This is a genomic window from Bacteroides sp. UBA939, from assembly GCF_002293435.1.
In the GTDB taxonomy this organism is placed as follows: domain Bacteria; phylum Bacteroidota; class Bacteroidia; order Bacteroidales; family Bacteroidaceae; genus Bacteroides.
The window spans coordinates 18,459-41,090 of the sequence record NZ_DBDF01000068.1 but is presented as its reverse complement, the minus strand read 5'-3'; the positions used below and the strand labels follow the sequence as shown (position 1 = coordinate 41,090).

21 protein-coding genes are annotated in these 22,632 nt (G+C 41.1%); 1 reads left to right on the top strand and 20 read right to left on the bottom strand.

Annotated elements, in window-relative coordinates; genetic code table 11:
• Positions 1-164: 164 nt before the first annotated feature.
• The 19 genes from B2Z67_RS04850 to tsaD all read right to left on the bottom strand — a co-directional run bounded on the left by B2Z67_RS04850 (position 165) and on the right by tsaD (position 17,096).
• Positions 165-1,298, bottom strand: a complete 1,134-nt coding sequence (locus tag B2Z67_RS04850; RefSeq protein ID WP_291528688.1) for a universal stress protein — start codon at positions 1,296-1,298, stop codon at positions 165-167.
• Positions 1,299-1,457: 159 nt separating this feature from the next.
• Positions 1,458-1,724, bottom strand: a complete 267-nt coding sequence (locus B2Z67_RS04845; protein WP_291528698.1) for a DNA-binding protein — start codon at positions 1,722-1,724, stop codon at positions 1,458-1,460.
• A 145-nt stretch (positions 1,725-1,869) separates the two neighbouring features.
• Positions 1,870-2,706 (bottom strand): tetratricopeptide repeat protein, encoded by an 837-nt coding sequence (locus B2Z67_RS04840; protein WP_291528697.1) that lies wholly within the window; start codon positions 2,704-2,706, stop codon positions 1,870-1,872.
• A gap of 14 nt (positions 2,707-2,720) precedes the next feature.
• Positions 2,721-4,565: a BatD family protein gene (locus B2Z67_RS04835; RefSeq protein ID WP_291528687.1), complete on the bottom strand. Its 1,845-nt coding sequence runs from the start codon at positions 4,563-4,565 to the stop codon at positions 2,721-2,723.
• Positions 4,566-4,588: 23 nt separating this feature from the next.
• Positions 4,589-5,281 carry a tetratricopeptide repeat protein gene (locus B2Z67_RS04830; protein ID WP_291528686.1) on the bottom strand — a complete coding sequence of 231 codons (693 nt, stop codon included), beginning with the start codon at positions 5,279-5,281 and terminating at the stop codon, positions 4,589-4,591.
• A gap of 6 nt (positions 5,282-5,287) precedes the next feature.
• Positions 5,288-6,310, bottom strand: coding sequence for a VWA domain-containing protein (locus B2Z67_RS04825; protein WP_291528685.1), 1,023 nt, complete (start codon positions 6,308-6,310; stop codon positions 5,288-5,290).
• 43 nt (positions 6,311-6,353) lie between these two features.
• On the bottom strand, positions 6,354-7,337 hold the full coding sequence (locus B2Z67_RS04820) for a vWA domain-containing protein (RefSeq protein WP_291528684.1): 984 nt from the start codon (positions 7,335-7,337) through the stop codon (positions 6,354-6,356).
• 58 nt (positions 7,338-7,395) lie between these two features.
• The gene (locus B2Z67_RS04815) at positions 7,396-8,475 is read right to left on the bottom strand and encodes a hypothetical protein (RefSeq protein WP_291528683.1); all 1,080 of its coding nucleotides are present in this window, start codon (positions 8,473-8,475) and stop codon (positions 7,396-7,398) included.
• A gap of 8 nt (positions 8,476-8,483) precedes the next feature.
• Complete coding sequence (locus B2Z67_RS04810) at positions 8,484-9,353, bottom strand: DUF58 domain-containing protein (RefSeq protein WP_291528682.1); 870 nt, start codon at positions 9,351-9,353, stop codon at positions 8,484-8,486.
• 122 nt (positions 9,354-9,475) lie between these two features.
• Positions 9,476-10,471 carry an AAA family ATPase gene (locus B2Z67_RS04805; RefSeq protein WP_291528681.1) on the bottom strand — a complete coding sequence of 332 codons (996 nt, stop codon included), beginning with the start codon at positions 10,469-10,471 and terminating at the stop codon, positions 9,476-9,478.
• Between the two features lie 267 nt (positions 10,472-10,738).
• Positions 10,739-11,872 carry an HU family DNA-binding protein gene (locus B2Z67_RS04800; protein ID WP_291528680.1) on the bottom strand — a complete coding sequence of 378 codons (1,134 nt, stop codon included), beginning with the start codon at positions 11,870-11,872 and terminating at the stop codon, positions 10,739-10,741.
• 38 nt (positions 11,873-11,910) lie between these two features.
• Positions 11,911-12,183, bottom strand: a complete 273-nt coding sequence (locus B2Z67_RS04795; protein WP_291528679.1) for an HU family DNA-binding protein — start codon at positions 12,181-12,183, stop codon at positions 11,911-11,913.
• Positions 12,184-12,259: 76 nt separating this feature from the next.
• A complete protein-coding gene (gene rimO, locus B2Z67_RS04790) occupies positions 12,260-13,558 on the bottom strand; it encodes a 30S ribosomal protein S12 methylthiotransferase RimO (protein ID WP_291528678.1) in 1,299 nt (432 codons plus the stop codon).
• A complete protein-coding gene (ftsY, locus tag B2Z67_RS04785; RefSeq protein ID WP_291528677.1) occupies positions 13,555-14,514 on the bottom strand; it encodes a signal recognition particle-docking protein FtsY in 960 nt (319 codons plus the stop codon). The genes rimO and ftsY overlap by 4 nt, the downstream gene beginning before the upstream one ends.
• A 139-nt stretch (positions 14,515-14,653) precedes the next feature.
• Positions 14,654-14,812: a DUF4295 domain-containing protein gene (locus B2Z67_RS04780; RefSeq protein WP_291528676.1), complete on the bottom strand. Its 159-nt coding sequence runs from the start codon at positions 14,810-14,812 to the stop codon at positions 14,654-14,656.
• Positions 14,813-14,824: 12 nt separating this feature from the next.
• Entirely contained in the window at positions 14,825-15,013 is a 189-nt protein-coding gene (rpmG, locus tag B2Z67_RS04775; protein WP_156737426.1) for a 50S ribosomal protein L33, read from the bottom strand.
• 23 nt (positions 15,014-15,036) lie between these two features.
• On the bottom strand, positions 15,037-15,297 hold the full coding sequence (rpmB, locus tag B2Z67_RS04770) for a 50S ribosomal protein L28 (protein WP_291528675.1): 261 nt from the start codon (positions 15,295-15,297) through the stop codon (positions 15,037-15,039).
• A gap of 121 nt (positions 15,298-15,418) precedes the next feature.
• A complete protein-coding gene (locus B2Z67_RS04765; protein WP_291528674.1) occupies positions 15,419-15,886 on the bottom strand; it encodes a CinA family protein in 468 nt (155 codons plus the stop codon).
• A gap of 187 nt (positions 15,887-16,073) precedes the next feature.
• Positions 16,074-17,096: a tRNA (adenosine(37)-N6)-threonylcarbamoyltransferase complex transferase subunit TsaD gene (tsaD, locus tag B2Z67_RS04760; protein ID WP_291528673.1), complete on the bottom strand. Its 1,023-nt coding sequence runs from the start codon at positions 17,094-17,096 to the stop codon at positions 16,074-16,076.
• A gap of 165 nt (positions 17,097-17,261) precedes the next feature.
• On the opposite strand from tsaD, the gene B2Z67_RS04755 reads away from it, so the two are divergent.
• Positions 17,262-21,728 carry a translocation/assembly module TamB domain-containing protein gene (locus B2Z67_RS04755; protein ID WP_291528672.1) on the top strand — a complete coding sequence of 1,489 codons (4,467 nt, stop codon included), beginning with the start codon at positions 17,262-17,264 and terminating at the stop codon, positions 21,726-21,728.
• Here the strand turns inward: B2Z67_RS04755 and B2Z67_RS04750 are convergent.
• On the bottom strand, positions 21,725-22,630 hold the full coding sequence (locus B2Z67_RS04750) for a Ppx/GppA family phosphatase (RefSeq protein WP_291528696.1): 906 nt from the start codon (positions 22,628-22,630) through the stop codon (positions 21,725-21,727). The two genes, B2Z67_RS04755 and B2Z67_RS04750, sit on opposite strands and share 4 nt — an antisense overlap.
• Between the last annotated feature and the right edge of the window lie 2 nt (positions 22,631-22,632).

Genomic DNA, 22,632 nt, shown 5'->3' with positions numbered 1-22,632 from the left:
ACGCTTTCTACGATAAAAGCCTAACCAAATATTTTGGTTAGGCTTTATTTGTTAATCATGGATAGCATGATTATGCCATTGAAGGATATGAATAATAAATGATCCGATTATATATTAAACATAATCGCGATATTAACATGAGAATGCGTGCCTTAGTTATTTGTTTAGTTTGACTGTTGTCCATAAATAACCAATAATGGCGTGTCAGAGTGGAAAATCATTTTTCTGGCAATACCGGGATTAAATAACCGAGAAAAAATATTCCGTTTATATGTTGTTAATGTCATAATATCAATGTGATTAGTTTTGATATAGTTTTCTAAACTATTTAAGAAATCATCATTCTCCACGACATCATAATGTATTTCTAAATCCGGATACTGTTTCTGAAAATACTCTTTAATACCACCTAATCTAATTTCATCCCATGTGTCTTTCACATCTGATAAGTGAATAAAAGATATCGTGAAATGAAACGATTTCAAGGAAGTAATCAATGAGTCAAATGCAATTAAATCTCTTTGATCAAAATTGGTAATAAACGCAATTCGTTTAGCTTCTGCTAATTGCTTAAATGGAGTATTTTCCGGAATAGCAAGAACCGGTATGCGGCTTCGTTCAATAACTTCAGCAGTTACGCTACCAATTAAATCAATATCTTTTTGATTTTTACCTCGGGTACCCATGATAACAACACGTGGCCGATAGTCTTTTGAATAACGAAGAATCTCTTCTTCCGGAATACCTTCACGTAATACACAACTATATTTAATGTTTGGGAATTCTCCGGAGTCTACTTTATCCTTTACTTTATCGGATAAAGCATTCAAATCCGCATGTACTTTTTGTAATATGTTTTTCGTGTTTTCATCATCAGTAATCTGATAGTTGAAAACATCTCCATAAGGTAATGAGGTTGTATAAATCGGTGTGAAATAGACATGTAATAAAACAACTTCCGCACCCATGTTCTGTGCAAAATTAAAGCCAAATTCACATGCTTTCATCGAATAATTTGAAAAATCAACAGGAATTAAAACTTTGTTACTCAGTTCCTCTACCTTAGGAGACTTCCCTCCCACTACTTCTTCCGAAAGCCATGCAGAACTTTCAGTAATCTTTAACGCATGTGGCAAATCACTTTCCTTTATGCGCAGACGCACACCGGAAGATACAACAGGCTGTATTTGATTTACGTTATGAATATAGGTCTCAATACCTTCATTTTCAAGTACATTCTTCAATATCTGTGCTTTAGCATAAGTCAGAATAGCTAAAGTTACTAACTTGTCTTCCATAATTGATAGTTGTTTATAATAGACTTCTTGTAGATTTGTTTTTGTATATGCGCACACGCATGTACGTTGAGTAATAAATTTCCGTAAACTTTAATATGAAACAAATAATAAATCCCAATTGTTTGTTTATCAATTGGGACTCATTTATACTCTTTCTTCTTAAACTCGAACAGGTTCGGTATTCATATCATCTAAAATCCTCAAAGCTCTATCCAGAACAGTAGTATCATCTAACATAACTAAGCCACCATCCGGTCCGGGTTCCAAGTGTATTCCAACACTTTTACCTTCCTTAAAATTATGTCCTCCAAAAAAATTTCTTACTGTATCAACGTTCATTCCAAGCTCATCGGCTATTCTATGCATACTACCACTGGGTAATGAATCTTTGATTCTACGAAGTTCATTGAATGTTATTGTTCTCATGTTCATAAATTTAATAGTTAATAACTCTATGAGTTTCATTTATCACGCTATAAATTTAAAGAAAAAAAAAGATAAAACAAATTATTTCGCTATCTTTTTTAAGAAATAAGAGAAACCTGCCTAAAGAATAGATTTCTTGTAGAACTTATATAATCTCTATGGATGATGCAGGCACCCACCCTACTTTACCATCTTCCAAGTGAATTTCTTTCCATTCGCGCATAGAGTTATCTTCAATTTTAACTTTCCGCCCTTCATGTAATATGAATAAACTTGTGCCACTTTCGCTGGGAGTACTACGCACTGTTACGCTTGGAGTTAATATGATGGCGTTCTTACGATTCAGTAATTCGTTTTTCTGCTGGAAAGCAAAAACATTTGCCAATATAACTAATACCAGAGACACACACCCCGTGATAAATCCCGCCTTTTTCCATACAATCTGTTTAGAAAAGAAAAAGAAATAAAGAGATGTCAGCAACAATAAGAAGCAGACAATACCTATCTTTGCCCAAGCATCTATACTCAAACTGTTAATCAATGATTTAGTCCAAGACACAAAGAATATTTCCGGTATTGGGATTACTTTATCAACAGTTTTTGCACGAGCTATTTCCAAATTAGCACGAATATCGGCATTGCCAGGTTGCAACAACAATGCACGTTCGTAATTCAAAATGGCCCTTGCTATATCACCAGCCTTATAATAACTGTTTCCCAAATTATAATATATTTCAGCAGCCTCTCCTTCTTTCAATAGAGTTTCATAAATCTGAATGGCAGAAGTATAGTCATTTTTCATATACGCACTATCTCCTTCTGCTTTTGTCATACCTTCCGGTTGCTTTACCGCAGAGAACTCCGTATGAGAACCTATTGATACTGAATCATTTGTATTTCGCAACGTATCCGATGCTACCTGCCCCCAAGAGGTCATTGCCATAAATAAGCCAAGAGCAAAAAACAATATCTTTTTCATTATATAACCTCCTTAAATTAATGTCTTATAGAATTTTCCATTTTGCTAATCACTGCCAATGAAGCCGAGTAGATTTTATCCATTGCTTGATTATCGTCACCAGGGGCAAAACGCACAAATTCACAATCATTCAAAGCTGCCAGGAATTCTCTAATCAAATCATCCTCTACTCCATGCTTACGAAGTTTTTCCTCAATATTATCTTTCGAAAGTTTCGAAACCGGAATGTTCAGTTTATCGCTGATATATCCCCAAAGAGCTCTTAATACTTCGTCATAGAAAACATCCTTTTTATTCTCAGCCAATAACTTACCAGCCTGTTTCATACGTTTAACAGCTACTTTATTGGCTTTTTTGGTACGCATTTTCGCAACGTTGGCATTGGCGGCTATCTGTTTGCGATAAATAATAAAGAAGATAATAAACGCAATGCCGGGTATTAAATAAAGTAACCAATATACCATAGAATCAAAGAAGAAGTCACCCTTTTGAGAAAGTGTTACATCATTCTGCTTGATAAAACGAATATCCTCATTCAGGATTCTCAGGTCTTCTTTATTTGTGAAGTTTGCAATACTTTGAGTCGCATTACCTTCACCTTTCTCTACATGCAGTTCATATTCCTCGGTCGTCAACGTTTTGTAAGAGCGAGACTTTATATCGAAGTAACTAAACGTCACAGCTGGTATTTTGAACGTTCCCGCATTACGCGGAATAGCCAAGTATTCAATCACGTTACTGCCTGAAAGTCCTGCATTCGTCAAGCGGAATTTATTATCCACTTTTGGATCATATACTTCGAAATCATCCGGAAACTTAACTTTGGGTTCACCTATCAACTTCAGATTACCCGTACCGGATATAACAAGTTTAATAGTAACGGCATCGTTTGTCTTCACATTGGTGCTATTAATAGAAGAGGAAATGCTAAAGTCTCCTACTCCACCTGAAAAATCGGCAGGCTTACCTTCCGGCAAAGGCTTAACATCAATTGTAACTTTTGGTGTCATCAGCGTTTTTTTGATTTCTACATAATTGTTGCCACCATTAAAAAACGCATCAAACGGATCAGTTACATGAGTAGCTTTAGCTATGGAAGCATCGAAACGTGCCGGTTCAATAGCTAATTTGCCGGATTGCTGAGGAAAGAGTACAAACTGCCGGTAAACAGTAGTCTGGTAATTTCTTCCTTTGTAATGTTCCAAACCCCATTTTCGATCATTTGAAAGTTCAACTTCCTGTGAATGAAATCCTTTAAAATCAGGTAGTTTCACATTATCAAAGCCACGTAAATCAACTAACGTATAAATTTTGTAGGTCAACAAAAAAGCTTCTTGCTCGTACACATTCGCCTTACTTGCCGTAGCCGTAATAAACAAGTCCTGATTGGAAACCGAAGTCCCTGATGAAGCACGACTCGTATTACCTTGCTGCTGACCGCCACTGTTTGAAGATGCTGCCGCTCCTGCCTGATCAGCCGGAAGTACTTTTACATGCACTGAATTAGAAACCAACTGATTACCATCCGCCATAATCGTGGCTCCCGGAATAGTGAAGTCTCCTTCAACAGTAGCCATTAATATATAAGTAAAGGTAATACTGGTGGTTGAAGTTGACACACCTTGAGCAATCTGCATGCTGGTTTGCTGTGAGCGACTGGGTCCCATCAACACCTCAAACCCTTTGATGGTAGGAACACGGAAATCCCTAATCTTCTGTGTGGTCACTGTATATGCCAGTCTAAACTGGTCACCTACCGCTACAGCATCAGGAGCAGATGCTGTAAACGATACCTTATCGTCTGCATAAACCTGCAAACAGACTGTTACCAATGCTATCCATAAGAAAATCAATTTTCTCATATATTTATCGTATCTTTTATTATTTACCAATCCTTTTCCAAGCGTCCCCCTTGGATAACCTGCTGCTTTTTAACTTTATCCTGAACTTCTTTCTCATCCTGCATAACCGACTTCAGAAGCTGTTCCGCATTTTCCTTCGACATTTGATTATCTTGCTGTTGAGGTGGTTGCTGATTCTGCTGCTGTTGATCTTGCTGTTTTTGTTCCTGTTCATCCTGTTTTTGTTCCTGATCTTTCTGATCTTGGTTCTGGTTCTGATTCTGATTTTGTTGATTCTGCTGATCTTTCCGCATTTTCTGAGCCAAAGCCAGATTATAACGGGTCTCATCATCTTTCGGGTTATTACGCAATGACTCCTTATATGCTTCTATTGCCTTTTCATAATCTTTACCGGCATGGAATATGACTCCCATATTATGATAAATCTGGGCAAGCTTATTCTTGTCCTTTTCCATTTTGGTTGCAGTTACAAACTGTTCCATAGCTTCCTGCAACTTATTTTGTTGCATAAGCGTATTCCCCAGGTTGTACATAGCCACAGCTGATGCCGGATTTGCATCAATAGCCTTACGATAGTTTACCTCAGCATTTACATACGTGCTATCTTTGTAAGCACGGTTTCCTTTACGAATATAATTGCGTTCTGCCTTTTGAGCAGAAACCGAAAGAGCCGTCAATAACAGCAAGATACTTCCGACAATTCTATTTCTCATCATACCTTCTTACTTTTTAAACAAATGGATATTACGGAATAGCGGGTTCTTGCGTTCCAGTATTAGCATTTCAACCAATAACAATAACAGAATAATCCAGGCAATAGATTGAAACTGTTCATTAAACTCTGTATATACCTGCGTTTCCACATCCGCTTTCGCCATTTTATCAATTTCCTGGGTAATCGCCTTTTGCGCAGCATTCGAATTATCGACCCGCACATATATCCCATTTCCTGCTTGAGCTATTTCTTGGCACATCTGCTCATTCAGGCGAGTGACAATTACATTTCCCTCACGGTCACGGCGAAAATCATTCGTATTTCCTACCGGAATGGGCGCACCATCGGGTGTACCTACCCCTAAAACACTAACTTGAATACCCTTCTCCGTAGCTGTTTTGGCAGCTTCCACCGCACCATCTTCATGATTTTCACCATCAGTAATGACAATAACAGTACGTCCTACTCCTTCCTGAGGTGTGAAGCTACGTGTAGCCAGATTGACAGCCGCTCCTATTGCCGTTCCTTGCTTTGATATCAACGACGGATTAATAGATTCCAAAAACATCTTGGCAGAAATATAATCACTCGTGATAGGTAATTGTGTAAAAGCATCACCGGCAAATACAATCATACCTACCTTATCATTTTCCATCTTATCTACCAGTTGAGCTACCAGCCTTTTGGCTTTTTCCAAACGGCTGGGTTGTATGTCTTTTGCCAGCATTGAGTTGGAGATATCTAATGCTATTATTACTTCTACTCCCTGACGCTTCACAGTCTCCAGTTTAGAACCAAACTGAGGACGCGCCAGCAACACTGCAAATAAACCAATTGCAGCAAATGCCAACCAGAATTTTATGTCCGGACGATATTTGGATACATCCGGCATCAGTTGCGCCATCAGCACCGGGTCACCGAACTTTCGGATTGCTTTCCGTCTCCGGTAATTGGAGTACAGATAGAAAGCTACCAGGAAAGGCAACAGGAGCAACAGGTATAAATATATAGGTTCTTCAAATCGAAACATCGTTTTATGTACAATTTAATGATTTACTTATAATACTTTGTTTTTAAGGTATCTTCTTTAAGATAGAGTTTCGGAGCAATATTTCCAGTAATACGCACAAGAATGCAGCCAAAGCAAACCAGCGGTATTCCTCCTGACGTTTGCTATATTCCTTCACATTCAGTTTTGTTCTCTCCAATTTGTCTATCTCCCCATACACTTCTTTCAGCTTGGAATTACTGGTAGCACGGAAATAATTACCTTCGGTAGTAGTGGCAATTTGCGTCAGTGTTTTTTCATCAATTTCCACCGGCATATTGACATACTGTATGGTGTTGCCTACCGGATAAGGATATGGCGCCATTCCATTCGTGCCTACCCCAATGGTATAAACACGGATACCAAAACTTTTGGCTATTTCTGCTGCTGTCAACGGAGAAATTTCTCCCCTATTATTCGTACCATCTGTCAAAAGGATGATTACTTTGGATTTTGCCTTACTATCTTTCAAACGGGTTACCGCATTGGCAATACCCATACCAACCGCCGTGCCATCCTCAATAATACCACTCTTGATACTTTGAAACAAGTTCAGTAATACTGCATGATCTACCGTCAATGGACATTGCGTGAAACTTTCACTTGCAAACAAAGTAAGACCGATATTATCATTGGGACGCCCATTGATAAACTCAGCAGCCACATCCTTTGCAGCTTCTAACCGGTTCGGCTTCAAGTCTTCTGCCAGCATACTGGTAGATACGTCAATAGCCAGCATAATATCAATACCTTCAATCTCACTATTTTGCCAGCTATCAGTTGTTTGAGGGCGCGCCAGCACTACAATAATCAGCGCTAATGCAACAATCCGCAGCATGAAAGGCATGTGCAACAAATAGTTCTTATAACTTTTCGGCGTATGTGCATACACACGAGCATCCGAAATCTGAAGTGTGGCTTCATTATTCTTCCGCTTCATGATATACCATATTATATAAGGTATAAGCAACAGCAACAAAAACAAATATTCAATATTGGCAAAAACCATTGTATTTACTATTTAACAATTTACAATTCACGATTAAGCGTAACTACTCATTCTGCTATCAGGCAAAATTGTTGTATAACTGCATTGCGATATAAAAGAGTGACCCCACCAGGATAACAGCCAAGACAGCAATACTAACACCCAGCAATATTTTGGTACGCAACGAACGCTTCTCAATAATAGTGATTTCGGTAGGTTGCGGTTTTGCATTTTCGTCTTCCTTTTCTTTGGTCTCGTTGATGAAATCAATGGCATTAATCAAGTTTGCGTCATTCTCGTTCATCAGTGGATTATGCTTGGCGAATTTCACCAAATCTGCTGTCTGGAAAAGAACACGCAAATCTGCAATTGCTTCTTTATCTTCCATATCAAGCAATCTTTCTATGATTTCCGAAGAAGTCATTTCCAATGCGTTGAAACCAAAACGATTTTTGATATAAGTACGCAAAGCATCTGTCAATTCCGTATAGTATTCCTTCGGTTGTCCCTTTTGCCATACTTTTTCGCTCTTGATGCGCTCAATCTCTTTCATCGCCTGTTGGTGTGGCGGTAACTTCGGTTCCACCTTCACCTTGCGAATTATAGGTTTATTATCACAAATACGCATTATCAGATAGATAAGCAACAAGCCTAACGGGATAAGCAATACAGCGCAAATGATAATTCCATACCAGTCTTCCCATACAAAAGGAGGTTGCATCACTGTTTTAGGGCCGAAGAACTGTTCCGGATTCTCCGGATCTATCGGTACATTCAAAGAGTAGACCTTCAATGCCAACGCATTAGATTGATATGCCTTATTCTCTATCGTCACTTCCATCGGAGGCAGATAATACAATGCCGAATCGAACGATGTAACTGTGTACTCCTGAGTTATCAGCATCCGTTTATCGTTATTTATATACTGCGTATCGGGCTTGGCAATATCAATAATCTCCACGCCCCGTATCAATGTGTCAACATAAACCGGGAAAATGGCTCGTTTATCGGCATCCAATGCTACTTGAAGCTTTATTTTCGCTTGTTCGCCTATATATATTTGCAGGGAGTCAATAGTAGCATCCACTGTCACCGACTGCGCCACAGCCTTGCCGGCCAGGAATCCCAATAGGGTTATCAGAAATAGATATTTTTTCATTTTTCCGATTAATTTCGTTTCGCAAACAAATTCATCAATGCCTTGACATAATCCTGATCAGTACGCACCGATACATTATCAACATTACTCTTAGTGAAGGTTTCGTTCAATTCCTCCTGCTTGTTCACCCACCAATTATGATGGGCGCGGCGAACGGCACGCGACGAAGTATCAATCCATTGTTCATGTCCTGTCTCAGCATCTTTAATTTTCATCAAACCAATAGCCGGCAACTGCTCTACCCTCCGGTCATATACCTGGATAGCGACTACATCATGTTTCCGGTTGGCAATAGTCATTGCACTTCTGAAGTTTCCCTGATCAATGAAATCGGATAAAAGAAAAGCTGTACAACGGCGCTTCATTACATTCGTCAGATATTCTAATCCCAAACGGATGTCTGTACGCCGGCTTTCCGCTTCAAAGTCAATCAACTCACGGATGATATACAAGATATGTTTCCGTCCTTTCTTAGGCGGAATAAACTTTTCTATCCGGTCGGAGAAAAAGATAACACCGATTTTATCGTTATTCTGTATGGCTGAAAATGCCAGCGTAGCTGCTATTTCCGTCACCATATCCTTTTTCATCTGCTTCACCGTACCGAACTCCAAACTACCGGAAACATCCACCAACAACATTACGGTCAGTTCGCGCTCCTCTTCGAATACCTTTATATAAGGTTTATTGAAGCGAGCGGTCACATTCCAATCAATGTCACGTATATCATCACCAAACTGATATTCACGCACTTCGGAGAATGCCATACCTCTACCCTTGAAAGCCGAATGATACTGCCCGGCAAAGATATTACTGGATAATCCGTGCGTCTTTATTTCAATCTGACGTACCTTTTTTAACAATTCACTTGTTTCCATTTATATAGTAGAAAATCCTGTTAATAAATAACCCCAACGTTCTTAAAAAACGCCGGTAACATTTATTAAAAACGTTACCCACATTTATTAATAGCTTTCAGAAGCTATTCGAAATTCTTATATCAAGGAACTTCAACCTTATTCAGTATCTTGCTGATGATTTCATCGGAAGTCAAATTGCTGGCTTCCGCTTCGTACGTCAGGCCAATACGATGGCGCAATACATCATGGGCCACTGCGCGTACATCTTCAGGAATAACATAACCACGGCGTTTGATGAACGCATACGTGCGGGCAGCCAGAGCCAGGTTGATAGAAGCACGGGGAGAACCGCCAAAACCTATCATGTCTTTCAGTTCCTTCAAATCGTATTTCTCCGGATAACGGGTGGCAAATACAATATCAACAATATAGCGTTCAATCTTTTCATCCAGATATACCTGACGAACTACTTTGCGGGCTTCAATAATCTCTTCCGCTTTCAGAACCGGTTTCACATTGAATTTCTCGCCATTGATATTCTGGCGGATAATCAGTTTTTCTTCTTCCAGTTTCGGATAATCAATAACCACCTTCAACATGAAACGGTCTACCTGCGCCTCAGGCAACGGATACGTACCTTCTTGTTCAATAGGATTTTGGGTGGCAAGTACAAGGAAAGGCTCGGGCAATGGGAATGTCTGCTTGCCAATAGTTACCTGGCGTTCCTGCATAGCTTCCAGCAAAGCACTCTGTACTTTAGCCGGAGCACGGTTGATTTCATCAGCCAGTACGAAGTTAGCAAAAACAGGACCTTTTTTTACTTGAAAAGTTTCGTCTTTCTGACTGTAAACCATTGTACCGATAACATCGGCGGGCAATAAGTCAGGAGTAAACTGTATGCGACTGTATTGCGCATCAATCAACGAAGCTAAAGTCTTAATTGCCAATGTTTTTGCCAGACCGGGCACACCTTCCAACAGTACGTGTCCATCAGACAACAAGCCTATTAACAATGACTCTACAAGATGTTTTTGTCCTACGATAATCTGGTCCATGCCAGTAGTAAGATTGGTAACGAAAGCACTCTGCCTTTCAATCCGCTCATTCAGTTCGCGGATATCAATTGTTTCAGTCATAAATTTTATTATTTTTATTATTTAATTTCTTCTGGTTTATCCGGTATTTTACCGGTAAGTTTTTTTTCGATTCCAAAAGTACAGGAATAATTTAACCATACCAACTAATTTTCATAAAAAAATGATTAGTTTAAGCTACTTTCATAGAGTTTAGTAGTTTGCAATAGTTCTAAAAAAGATTTTCATTTTCTCAGATAGGGTAAATAATTATTCACCCTTGCAAGAATATCATTATATACTTGCAAGGGTGCAACATTTTAAATCCAGTTATTTCTTAACCAATTCCGGGATTTTGATTACAGTTCCGTATGGAACGTTATCCGGATTTTTAATAACGCCGGGATTATGTTTCGCAATATACGGCCAAAGCGTTTTAGTCCCATAGAAGCGAAGCGCCACTCTCGTCAATGTTTCTCCTTCTTTTATTGTATATGTTGCTTTTGTCCCAACAATTTTATAGTTAACTGAATCAGGCTCAAATGGCGTCGGTTTCTTTTTTTGCGTTGCAACAGGTTTCGTGGTTGCTACTTCTGCTACCGTATCTTCTTTCATCGCCGTTGCGGTATCTTTTTTAATACTACTATCCGTCAGAGCCACAGTAGACTCCGGGTTCTCGTCTTTTGCATCGGCAACTGTTTCCGTCTGCCGGTTGGAATTGAAAAATAGCCCGTCAAACCAATCCGGATAATACATGAATAGCACTGCGCCTATACACAGGGATGTTATCAAAACTACAATTCCTATATAATATTTCACGGCGGAACTATCATCCGTTTTTTTATGTATCGGAGGTGTAACGGGAGAACCGGATGGCTTTGTCTCTTGAACAACAGGTTCGGGAGTGATATCCGAATCTGCCGGTAAATCGGCAGATTCTGTTAGATAAACAGGTGTTTTTTCATCCGGAATGGAGGATTCCGGGTCAATGACCTCTTCTGGTTTTTCAGCGATTTCGATTGTTTCGGCAGTGTTTTCCGGAATTATAACCGGTATTTCGCCGGATTGCTCACCGGTAGTCTCCCTTTCCTTTTCTTCTTCAATTTCTTCTTTTTCAACCGGAGTATCGTCAAATACCGTTTCATCGTTCAGCACCACTGTTTCAAAGTAAGAAAAAGGCTTGTTTATCAAGTCTTTTAAAGTAGGCTCGGGAGTAAAGGAAACCTTTGTATGCCCTTGTATTTCAAAACGCTCTCCCGTATTGACATTTACGCTTTCACGACTTTCTACATCAATGAGTTTGAATGTCCCCAACCCTTTGATCTTTACATAATTGTCATTTTCCAGCGATTCTTCAATCAGCAAGAAAAATTCTTTCACGAAATTATCGGCGTTTTTTCTATCCATGCCGTGCTTTTCGGCAAGTAACTCTATCAAATTCTGTATGTTCAGTTTTTCATTCATATTAATTCAGCAACAGACAAATTAAGTATAGATAGGGATTATTTGAATTTATCTTTCAGCGCCGTACTGGGCTTGTAATTCAACACCAATTTGGGCGGAACCAGCATACGCGACTTTGTTGTAGGATTAATAGTGATGCGTTCTGCTTTCTTCTTCACCTCAAAAGTACCGAAACCTTGTACGTAAATCGTATTTCCATCCTGCAACTGTTGCGTCATATCCGATAGCAAAGATGCAATCAGTTCGGATGTATCCTTCATGGTATATCCTAACCTCCGTGACAGCTCCGAAGTAAACTCTTTATTATTCAAAATTCAAGCATTTTATAAAATACGGTGCTATATTAGCAAATTTTATGCATATATACAAATTCTTTGGAATAAATATTCAAATAATTCGACCAAAAAGATCGAAATCATCGGAATCTATGATTTCCACCTGATAAAAGTTACCAATATGCAACGTTTTTCCGTCTGATTCTATTAAAACTTCAGGATCCACTTCGGGCGAGTCAAATTCAGTGCGCCCTATATAATAGTTCGCTTCCATACGATCTATGATAACTTTCATACATTGTCCTACTTTCGCCGCACTTAACCCGGCAGAAATGCCTTGTTGGATAGACATTATTTCATCTAAACGCGCCTGTTTCACTTCCTGGGGTATCTCATCCGTGTAATGTGTGGCGGCATAAGTGCCTTCTTCTTCCGAATATGCAAAAGCTCCCATTCTATCGAAACGAACCTTACGGACGAATTCTTTCAGTTGCTCAAAATCAGCTTCGGTTTCTCCGGGATGCCCCACCATCAGCGTGGTACGCAAATGGATGCCCGGTACTTCCTTACGGAAATCTTCCAGCAAGCGATAGGTTTCTTCCTTAGTTACCTGGCGGCGCATTTTCTTCAACACCGGGTCGCTGATATGCTGAAGAGCGATATCCATATATTTGCATACGTTGGGGCGCTCACGCATCACCCGGAACAATTCTGTGGGAAAGTGTGCCGGATAGGCATAATGCAATCGTATCCATTCCACGCCGGGAATCTCGGAAATGCGTTCAATCAGTTCAGGGAGCATTTGTTTCTTGTATAAATCAATGCCATAATATGTCAATTCCTGGGCAATGACCTGAAATTCTTTCGTTCCTTTTTCTACCAGATAACGGACTTCATCCAGGATTTCTTCCATCGGACGCGATACGTGCCCGCCGGTTATAATGGGAATGGCGCAATACGAGCATTTCCGGTCACAACCCTCGGAGATTTTCAGATACGCATAATGCCTTGGAGTGGTCAAAGTGCGCTCTATATGCAGTTCTTCGTGATAAACCTTACCAAGCTCCTGCAACAATTCCATCCAGTTGAATTTACCATAGAACTTATCTACCTGCGGAATTTCAATGGCTAAATCTTTCAAATAGCGTTCCGAGAGGCAGCCCATTACGTACAATTTCTCCAGTTTTCCTTCTTCCTTTGCCTGTGCAAATTCCAAAATCATATTAATGGATTCTTCCTTTGCATCTCCGATGAAACCGCATGTATTGATAACTGCAATTTCACCTTGAAGCTTTTCACTGTCGTGGGTCACGTGATAGCCTACTTCCTCCAGTTGGCGAATCAGACGCTCTGAATCCACTAAATTTTTAGAACAACCTAATGTAATGAGATCAATGGTTTTCCGTTTCATGCGTTATCTCCGAACAATGAGTCAACAAATTCTTTCTTACGGAATACCTGCAAGTCTTCCATGCCCTCACCCAGTCCGATGTATTTAACAGGTATCTTGAACTGGTCGGAAATCCCGATGACTACGCCACCTTTAGCCGTACCGTCTAATTTCGTGATAGCCATTGCCGTTACTTCTGTCGCCAGGGTAAATTGCCTGGCTTGTTCAAAGGCATTTTGCCCGGTGGAACCGTCCAATACCAGCAATACTTCATTGGGGGCATCGGGTACTACTTTCTTCATTACATTCTTGATTTTCGTGAGTTCGTTCATCAACCCCGCTTTGTTATGAAGACGTCCCGCCGTATCAATAATTACTACATCTGCATTGTTGGCCACAGCAGAGCTTAAGGTATCAAAGGCTACGGAAGCCGGGTCGGCACCCATTTTTTGTTTAATAACGGGAACGTTTACCCGTTCGCCCCAAATACACAATTGTTCTACAGCCGCTGCACGGAAAGTATCTGCGGCGCCCAGATAAACGGTTTTACCCGCTTTCTTGAATTGATAAGCCAACTTGCCGATGGTGGTTGTTTTTCCTACGCCGTTCACTCCTACTACCATAATGACATAGGGTTTCGTTTCAATCGGGGTTTCAAAGTCATCTACATCGTCCGAATTGTTTTCTGTCAGCAAAGCTGCAATTTCATCGCGCAGAATGGTATTGAGTTCCTGTACATTCATATACTTCTCTGCCGCAGCGCGTTTTTCTATCCGTTGAATTATATTCAATGTGGTCTCTACGCCCACATCCGATGTTATCAACACTTCTTCCAGATTGTCAAGCACTTCATCGTCCACTTTCGACTTTCCTGCCACAGCGCGGGCAATCTTTCCGAACACACTTTCTTTCGTCTTAGACAATCCCTTATCTAATGTTTCCTTCTTCTCTTTAGAGAAAAAACTTAAAAGTCCCATATCTTATCTATTAATACAACACATTATTGCACAAAGATATAACAAAGTAATGAAAGTACGGGGAATATGACATAAAAAAATCCCCTTACCGTATTCCGATAAGGGGATTTTATAAATAAATGCCTTTCGACAGTCAATCTTACTTTTTGAAAAAGTCTTGTACTTTTTCGTTTTGTACCATCTGTTCGTCAAAGGTGTAAGCGCCGGTTTTCGGAGACTTAACCATTTTGATAACTTTTGTATAAGCACGACCTTCTTTAGAACCTTCGTGCAAACTTGCTACTGTTTTCTTTGCCATGGATTATACTTATTATTTAATTTCTTTATGTACTGTTACTCTTTTCAAGATAGGATTGTATTTTTTCAACTCCAATCTCTCGGTAGTATTCTTTCTGTTCTTGGTAGTGATATAACGAGAGGTTCCCGGCATACCGCTATTTTTGTGTTCTGTACATTCCAGAATCACTTGTACTCTATTACCTTTTGCTTTCTTTGCCATAATCAGTATCTCCTCTTCTCTCTTTAGCCAATTACTTTAATGCTTTTCCAATCACAATAACCTTTAGCTACCGCATCATTCAAAGCTGCGTTCAATCCTTTTTTATTAATAATACGCAGGCCGTTAGCGCAAAGGCTAAGGCTAATCCAGCAGTCTTGCTCTACATAATAGAACTTTTTATTAAACAAGTTCAAATCAAAGGTTCTCTTTGTTCTTCTCTTTGAATGTGAAACATTGTTGCCAATCATGGCTTTCTTTCCTGTAATTTGACAAATTTTCGACATTTCTATCTTAGTTTTATAGTTTTTATCTATACTTATTTTAAACAGAGTGCAAAGTAAGTACTTTTATCGTTACCAAACAAGTATTTCCTAAAATAATTCGCTGTCTGATAGCATTTTTTGTTCATTTTAAAACTCTATAAAGCATCATGATAGCATTTTGAACAGCGTTTTGTATGTTTCCGGTTCTTCCGTTATCGCCTTCTTGTTTAAATGTAATAATTTCATTTTTATAGGCAGCAGCAATCCATACAGTACCAACCGGCTTCTCCGGTGTTCCCCCTCCGGGGCCTGCAATCCCTGATGTGGCGACGGCGCAATCGGTATTCATCGCTTTCATCGCACCTTTCACCATTTCAATCACAGTTTCACGGCTGACAGCCCCATGATTGTCCAGAGTACCGGCCGAAACGCCGAGCAAGGACATTTTCACTTCATTAGAATACGCTACAATCCCACCATTGAAGTATTCCGAGCTTCCCGGAACAGAAGTTATCAGAGCAGCGATGTTTCCTCCCGTGCAACTTTCGGCGGTGGAAAGGGATAAATTCTTCAACTTCAGTACATATCCAATCTCTTCTTCAATTTTCATACATCCTCGATTATGGATTCTTTCATTTATTGTTCTATTTCTCCTGCCTCCAACCACCCGAAACGTACCAAATCCTTGTTTTCTCCTTGTCTATACAAGAGGAGCAGGTATGGACTTGGTAAGGAGCGGATAGGGTGTTGGTACGGTGGGGGTACGATCTGGCTATAAAAGTGTTCTGAAATTCTTTTTATGACAAGGTCGTACGCGAGTAAGCCGGTGCATCAATTGAACAAAAGTTCTTATCCAGATATTTAAAATAACCGGTGATTGCAATCATGGCGGCATTATCCGTTGTATAACTGAATTTAGGGATAAATATCTTCCATCCATACTTCCCGGCATGTTCACGGAAAGCATTGCGCAGGCCGTTATTAGCCGACACGCCTCCAGCCACAGCTATTTCTTTAATTTTATACTCCTTGGCTGCCTTGCGCAGTTTATCCATCAGAATCTCGACAACAGTAGCTTCAAGGGAGGCTGCCAAATCAACCTTATGATGCTCGATGAAATCAGGATCTTCTTTCATCCAGTCGCGCAACGAATAAAGAAACGACGTTTTTAATCCGCTGAAACTGTAATCAAATCCGGGAATATGGGGTTTACTGAAAGTATACGCTTTGGGGTTGCCCTGCCGGGCAAGCTTGTCAATAATCGGTCCACCGGGGTAACCCAACCCCATGACCTTGGAACATTTATCAATGGCTTCTCCGGCGGCATCATCTATTGTCTGCCCTATAATCTCCATATCATTGTATGCTTTCACCCGTATTATCTGCGAATTTCCACCTGACACAAGCAGGCAAAGGAAAGGAAAATCCGGCTGAGTGTTTTCTTCATTCTCTTCTTTAATGAAATGGGCTAACACATGACCTGTCAGGTGATTAACATCTATCATCGGGATTCCCAGAGACCGAGCGAAACCTTTTGCGAACGAGACGCCCACCAACAAAGAACCCATCAATCCGGGGCCTCTTGTGAATGCCACCGCACTCAATTCTTCTTTGGTCACTCCGGCGCGTTTCAACGCTTCGTGAACCACCGGAACTATATTTTGTTGATGCGCACGCGAAGCCAATTCGGGCACCACACCACCGTAGGCTTCGTGCACTGCCTGGCCGGCAACTACATTGGACAACAGGTATCCATCCTTGATAACAGCAGCAGAAGTGTCGTCGCACGAACTTTCTATCCCCAAAATTATGATACTCATATCGTTTATTTATGGTTAAACGGTGCAAAAGTAGCGATAAAAATAGCATTGATAACGTATTATTTTATATTTTTGTTGGCTCATTCAAACAAAACGCTTATCAGAAAGTTAAAAAAGACGGTACGCTGGGTACTCGGTATCATATTAGGGTTGTATATCGGGATTATGTTATTGTTGAACATTCCTTACGTTCAGCAGCAACTTTCCGTATTGGTGGCCAACGAACTGTCCACGGTTTTAGGCGCAAAACTAACCATTGGGCGGATAGACATAGGACTGTTGAACCGCATTATTGTTGACGATTTGTTATTGGACGACCAGTCCGGCAAAGAGATGCTGAAAGTCACCCGGCTATCGGCAAGATTCGACATATTTCCCCTGTTCAGGAAAAAGATATCTATCAGCAATGTTCAAATGTTTGGTTTCAACGCTGTTCTGGAAAAGAAAACACCGGAAGACATACCTAACTTTCAATTCGTGCTCGACGCTTTTTCCTCAAAAGATACCGTAAAGAAACAGACTAATCTGGATTTGCGCATCAATTCCTTACTGATGCGTCGCGGCAAGGTATCCTACGATGTACTTTCGGCAGAAGAAACGCCCGGAAAGTTCAATGCGCAACATATACAGCTACGCGATATTATCGCCAATATTTCATTGAAGGCATTACAGAAGGACTCCATCAATGCGGCCATAAAGCGATTAAGCGTCGAAGAAGAACATTCCGGTTTCGAACTAAAGAAATTAAGCCTCAAAGTTGTGGGCAATGATAAGAAGATGAGCATTGAGAATTTTGCCATCGACTTGCCAAATACTTCGCTGACTACGGACACCATACACATGGATTATGACAATTTTGAAGCCTTTGGCAATTTCGGCAATGACGTACGCTTTTCGTGTCATATACTACCGTCGAACATTACACCTTATGATTTGGCAGCCTTTCTACCTCCTTTTTCTTCTTTCAAAGAGAAACTGCAGGTCGAAATAAAAGCCGACGGGACGTTCAACCAGTTGAATTGCCCCTATTTATCGATTACGGGTAACGAGCATTTCCGGTTGAGAGGAGAAGTTTCCTTCCAGGATTTAAACCGTCCTCAGGATGCCTTTGTATTCGGTAACCTCTCCAATTTGTATGCCAACCCGGAAGGAGTCGCTTTTCTGATCCGTAATCTAAGCAAGAACTATGAAGGAGTTCCGCCAATCTTGCAACGGTTAGGAACCATCTCGTTTAACGGAGAAATATCGGGGTATTTCACCGACCTTGTAACATACGGTATGGTGCGCACTGACGTAGGTTTCCTCAAAACAGACGTAAAACTGAGTTCAAATAAAGAGACGAAGCATTTTGCCTATTCGGGAGCTGTTAAAACAGAGGGTTTTGACTTCGGTAAAATGCTGGCGAATGAAAAATTGGGGAAAGTTACGTTCAACCTTAATATTACAGGTAATCACAATGAGAATCAATATCCATCCGTCACGATGAAAGGGCTGGTTGCATCCATTGATTACAGTGATTATAACTATGAAAACATTACCTTGGACGGAGAGTATAAACAGGGCGGTTTCAACGGAAAAGTAGCATTGAACGATGAGAACGGTTCTGTTTTCCTGAATGGTAGCATAAACACTACCAGTCGCATACCGACATTCAACTTCCACGCCGACATACGCAAGGTGCGCCCTCACAATCTACTCTTGACACCCAAGTACGAAGATGCGGAGGTTTCCGTTCAACTGACAGCCGATTTCACCGGTGGTTCCATTGACGAAATGAATGGAGAAATCAATATTGACAGTTTACACTTCATTGCTCCGGAAAAGGAATATTCGCTGGATAACCTGAAAATAGCCGCCACCCGGCAGAACGACCACCATAAACGGCTGACTGTAACATCTAATTTCCTTAACGCAAGCATTGAAGGAGACTACTCCTATCGCACACTACCGGTCGGTGTACTAAACATTATGCGAAGGTATATCCCCGCACTGATATTGCCGGATAAGAAGCCGACAGATACTCAAAACAACTTCCATTTTGATGTGAACATCCTCAATACGGACTTCTTCGCTACAATATTCGATATACCTGTAAGAGTATACACCCATTCTACCGTCAAGGGCTATTTCAATGATAAAGCGCAGCGGTTGCGGGTAGAAGGATATTTCCCCCGTCTACGCTACGGAAACAACTTCATAGAATCGGGCATGGTGTTATGCGAAAATCCCGGTGACAACTTCCATGCACGGGTTCGGCTCACCAACCGGAAACCGGAAGGGGCGGTAAATGTATCGTTGGAAGCGCAGGCAAAAGATAACCGCATCCAGACTATGCTGAACTGGGGAAACAACGGTACTGTAACCTATAGCGGCAAACTTGACGCTTTGGCACACTTCATGCGCGAACAGCCTGCCAAACAGAATAAACCTTCCTACGCGAAGAAAGCGATTCCGGCCTTAAAAACAGTGGTTGATGTCCGGCAAACCGATATCATACTCAATGATACTTTGTGGAAAATACACCCATCGCAAGTAGTGATGGATTCCGGCAAAATACATATTAATGACTTTTACTTCAGTCACGAAGACCGGTATCTGCGCATCAACGGAGTGATGTCGGATCAGCCTGAAGACACCGTACGCATGGATTTGAAAGATATCAATATCGGATACGTATTCGACATAGTCAATCTGAATGTCAATTTCCAAGGTGAAGCCACCGGGCCTGCATTTGCAAGCGGAGTGCTGAAAAACCCTGTTATGCACACCGACCTTTTTATCCGGAATCTCGGTTTAAACAGTGGTTTATTGGGAGACGCCAACATTCATGGCGAATGGCACAATGAAGTGGAAGGCATCTACCTGGATGCGCATATCCGCGAAAAAGACATAGCCAAGAGCCATGTATCCGGGTATATCTATCCGCTAAAGTCTAAAAGCGCGCTCGACCTGCAGATTGAAGCGGACAATACCAACCTGAAATTCATAGAATATTTCATAAACACGATTACTCCCGAATTCAACGGACGGGCAAGCGGGCACGTACATTTTTACGGTGGTTTCAAGGAACTCACGATGCAAGGAAACGTACTTGCCGATGCCTCCATGAAAGTAGATGTGCTGAATACCACTTACTCTGTAAAGGATAGTGTCCGTATAGAACCTGACGGGCTGACTTTTGCAAACAACCGCGTCCTCGACACGCAAGGCAACCAAGGTCGCGTTAACGGGTACCTGCATTATACGCACTTTAAGAATCCGGAATACCGTTTCCGGTTTGAAGTGAACAACATGCTGGTGATGAACACGAAAGAGTCATTGGATTTTCCTTTCTACGGAACTGTATACGGCACAGGTAATGCGCAGATTGCCGGTAATGCACAGGATGGGGTGAACATTGATGTAGCAATCACCACCAACCGCAATACGAACTTCGTCTATATAAAAGATAATGTATCTTCGGCAGCCAGCAATCAGTTTATCAAGTTTGTAGACATGACCCCGCGACGTGCCATATTGGATTCCATACAATTGGTATCGGATTATGAACTGGCACAACGGGAAATACGTCAGGAAGAAGAAAGTAACGACACGGATATCCGTCTGAACCTGCTTGTTGAAGCTACTCCGGATGCTACCATGAAAATGGTTATGGATCCCATAACCGACGACCACATCAGTGGACGGGGGACGGGAAATATCCGTGCCGAGTTCTATAATAAAGCAGGCGATGTGAGGATGTTCGGTAATTACCGTATCAGTCAGGGAGTGTATAAATTCAGCTTGCAGGAAGTTATCCGCAAGGATTTTACCATTAAGGATGGAAGTACAATCACCTTCAACGGCAACCCGTTGGACGCTACGTTAGATATCCGGGCAGGTTATACGGTAAACTCAGCTTCATTGAACGACCTTATGCCGAACGCCAACGACTATATGAACCAGACCAATATCAAAGTAAACTGTACGATGAACCTGACCGGACAGCTTACCTCTCCGGATATCAAGCTGGGATTGGAAGTGCCCAGTGAGCGGGACGAAGTGCAGGCGCTTATCCGCAATTACATTCCTACGGACGAGCAGATGAATATGCAGATACTTTATCTGCTGAGTATCGGTAAATTCTATGCTACGGATTATGTGGACAGGGCGCAAAACTCCAACATGATGTCTTCCGTACTTTCGTCAACACTTTCCGGACAGCTAAACAATGCGCTGTCGCACATCATCAATAGCAATAACTGGAATTTCGGTACAAACTTCAGTACCGGCGAAAAAGGATGGACGGACATGGAATTTGAGGGTATGCTTTCGGGGCAGTTGTTGAATAATCGCTTGCTTATTAACGGTAACTTCGGCTATCGTGAAAATCCGATGGCAAACACGAACTTTGTAGGTGACTTTGAAGCGGAATGGCTCGTAAACCGAAGTGGGGACATTCGTCTGAAAGCATATAATGAAACCAACGACCGCTATTATACAAAAACCAACCTGACAACACAAGGCATAGGCATCATCTTCAAAAAGGACTTCGACCACTGGAAAGAATTGATATTCTGGAACAAATGGAAGTTGAAGAGGTTGCAGCAGAAGATGGAGAAGAAAGAAGCCGAAGCTAACTCAACTAATTAATGCCTCATTTCTTTTTCTTCATATAAGCTGCCTATTATACCATCAGCCAATCCTATAACCGGTACACATATGTATTCCGAACGAACTACTTTCGCAATTGCCAGAAAGATTTCGGAAGCAGGTACAATTACATCTGCACGGTCTGCTTTCAAGTTGAATGCTTCCATGCGCTGCTTGGGTGTCAAAGGCAATAGTTCCTCGTACAAGGTTTGTAATGAAGTTACCGGTAATCGTAAATTCTTCCTGTCTTTCTTTTCGGCCAGTCGATAGAGTTTATTGATGTTACCGCCGGAACCTATAATATTCACTTCCCCCAGACCTTCCGTCAGCCGTGCCAGGTCTTCGTGCATCTGCGACCATACATTTTCGCATACCGCACCGTTAAGCATACGAATTGTACCGATATTATACGAAAGAGAATGCTGCAATTCACCATCAACCAACAAATTGATTTCCGTACTGCCACCGCCAACATCCACATAGATATAGTTACCGGTACGGTCAACCATACATTCAATATGGTTATTATAAATCATGTGGGCTTCTTCCTGTCCGTCAATAACTTCAATAGTGATACCCGTATCTTTCTGTATCTTTTTGATAATGGACTTGCCGTTACGGGCATCGCGCATGGCAGAAGTGGCGCAGGCACGATAATCCGTAACATCATAAATCTTCATCAATTGCCGGAAAGCCTTCATGAGACGTTGTAACTTCACTGTCTTTTCATCAGATACTTCTCCTAAGGAAAACACATCAAAACCAAGTCGCAACGGTACACGTAGCATCAACGCCTTCGATAGTTTCTTGTTTACCAACGTTTCGTCATCCTTCACCTTTTTTATTAATAGTCTCACCGCATTAGAACCAATATCTATAGCGGCATAGCATGTATTCGGCATAA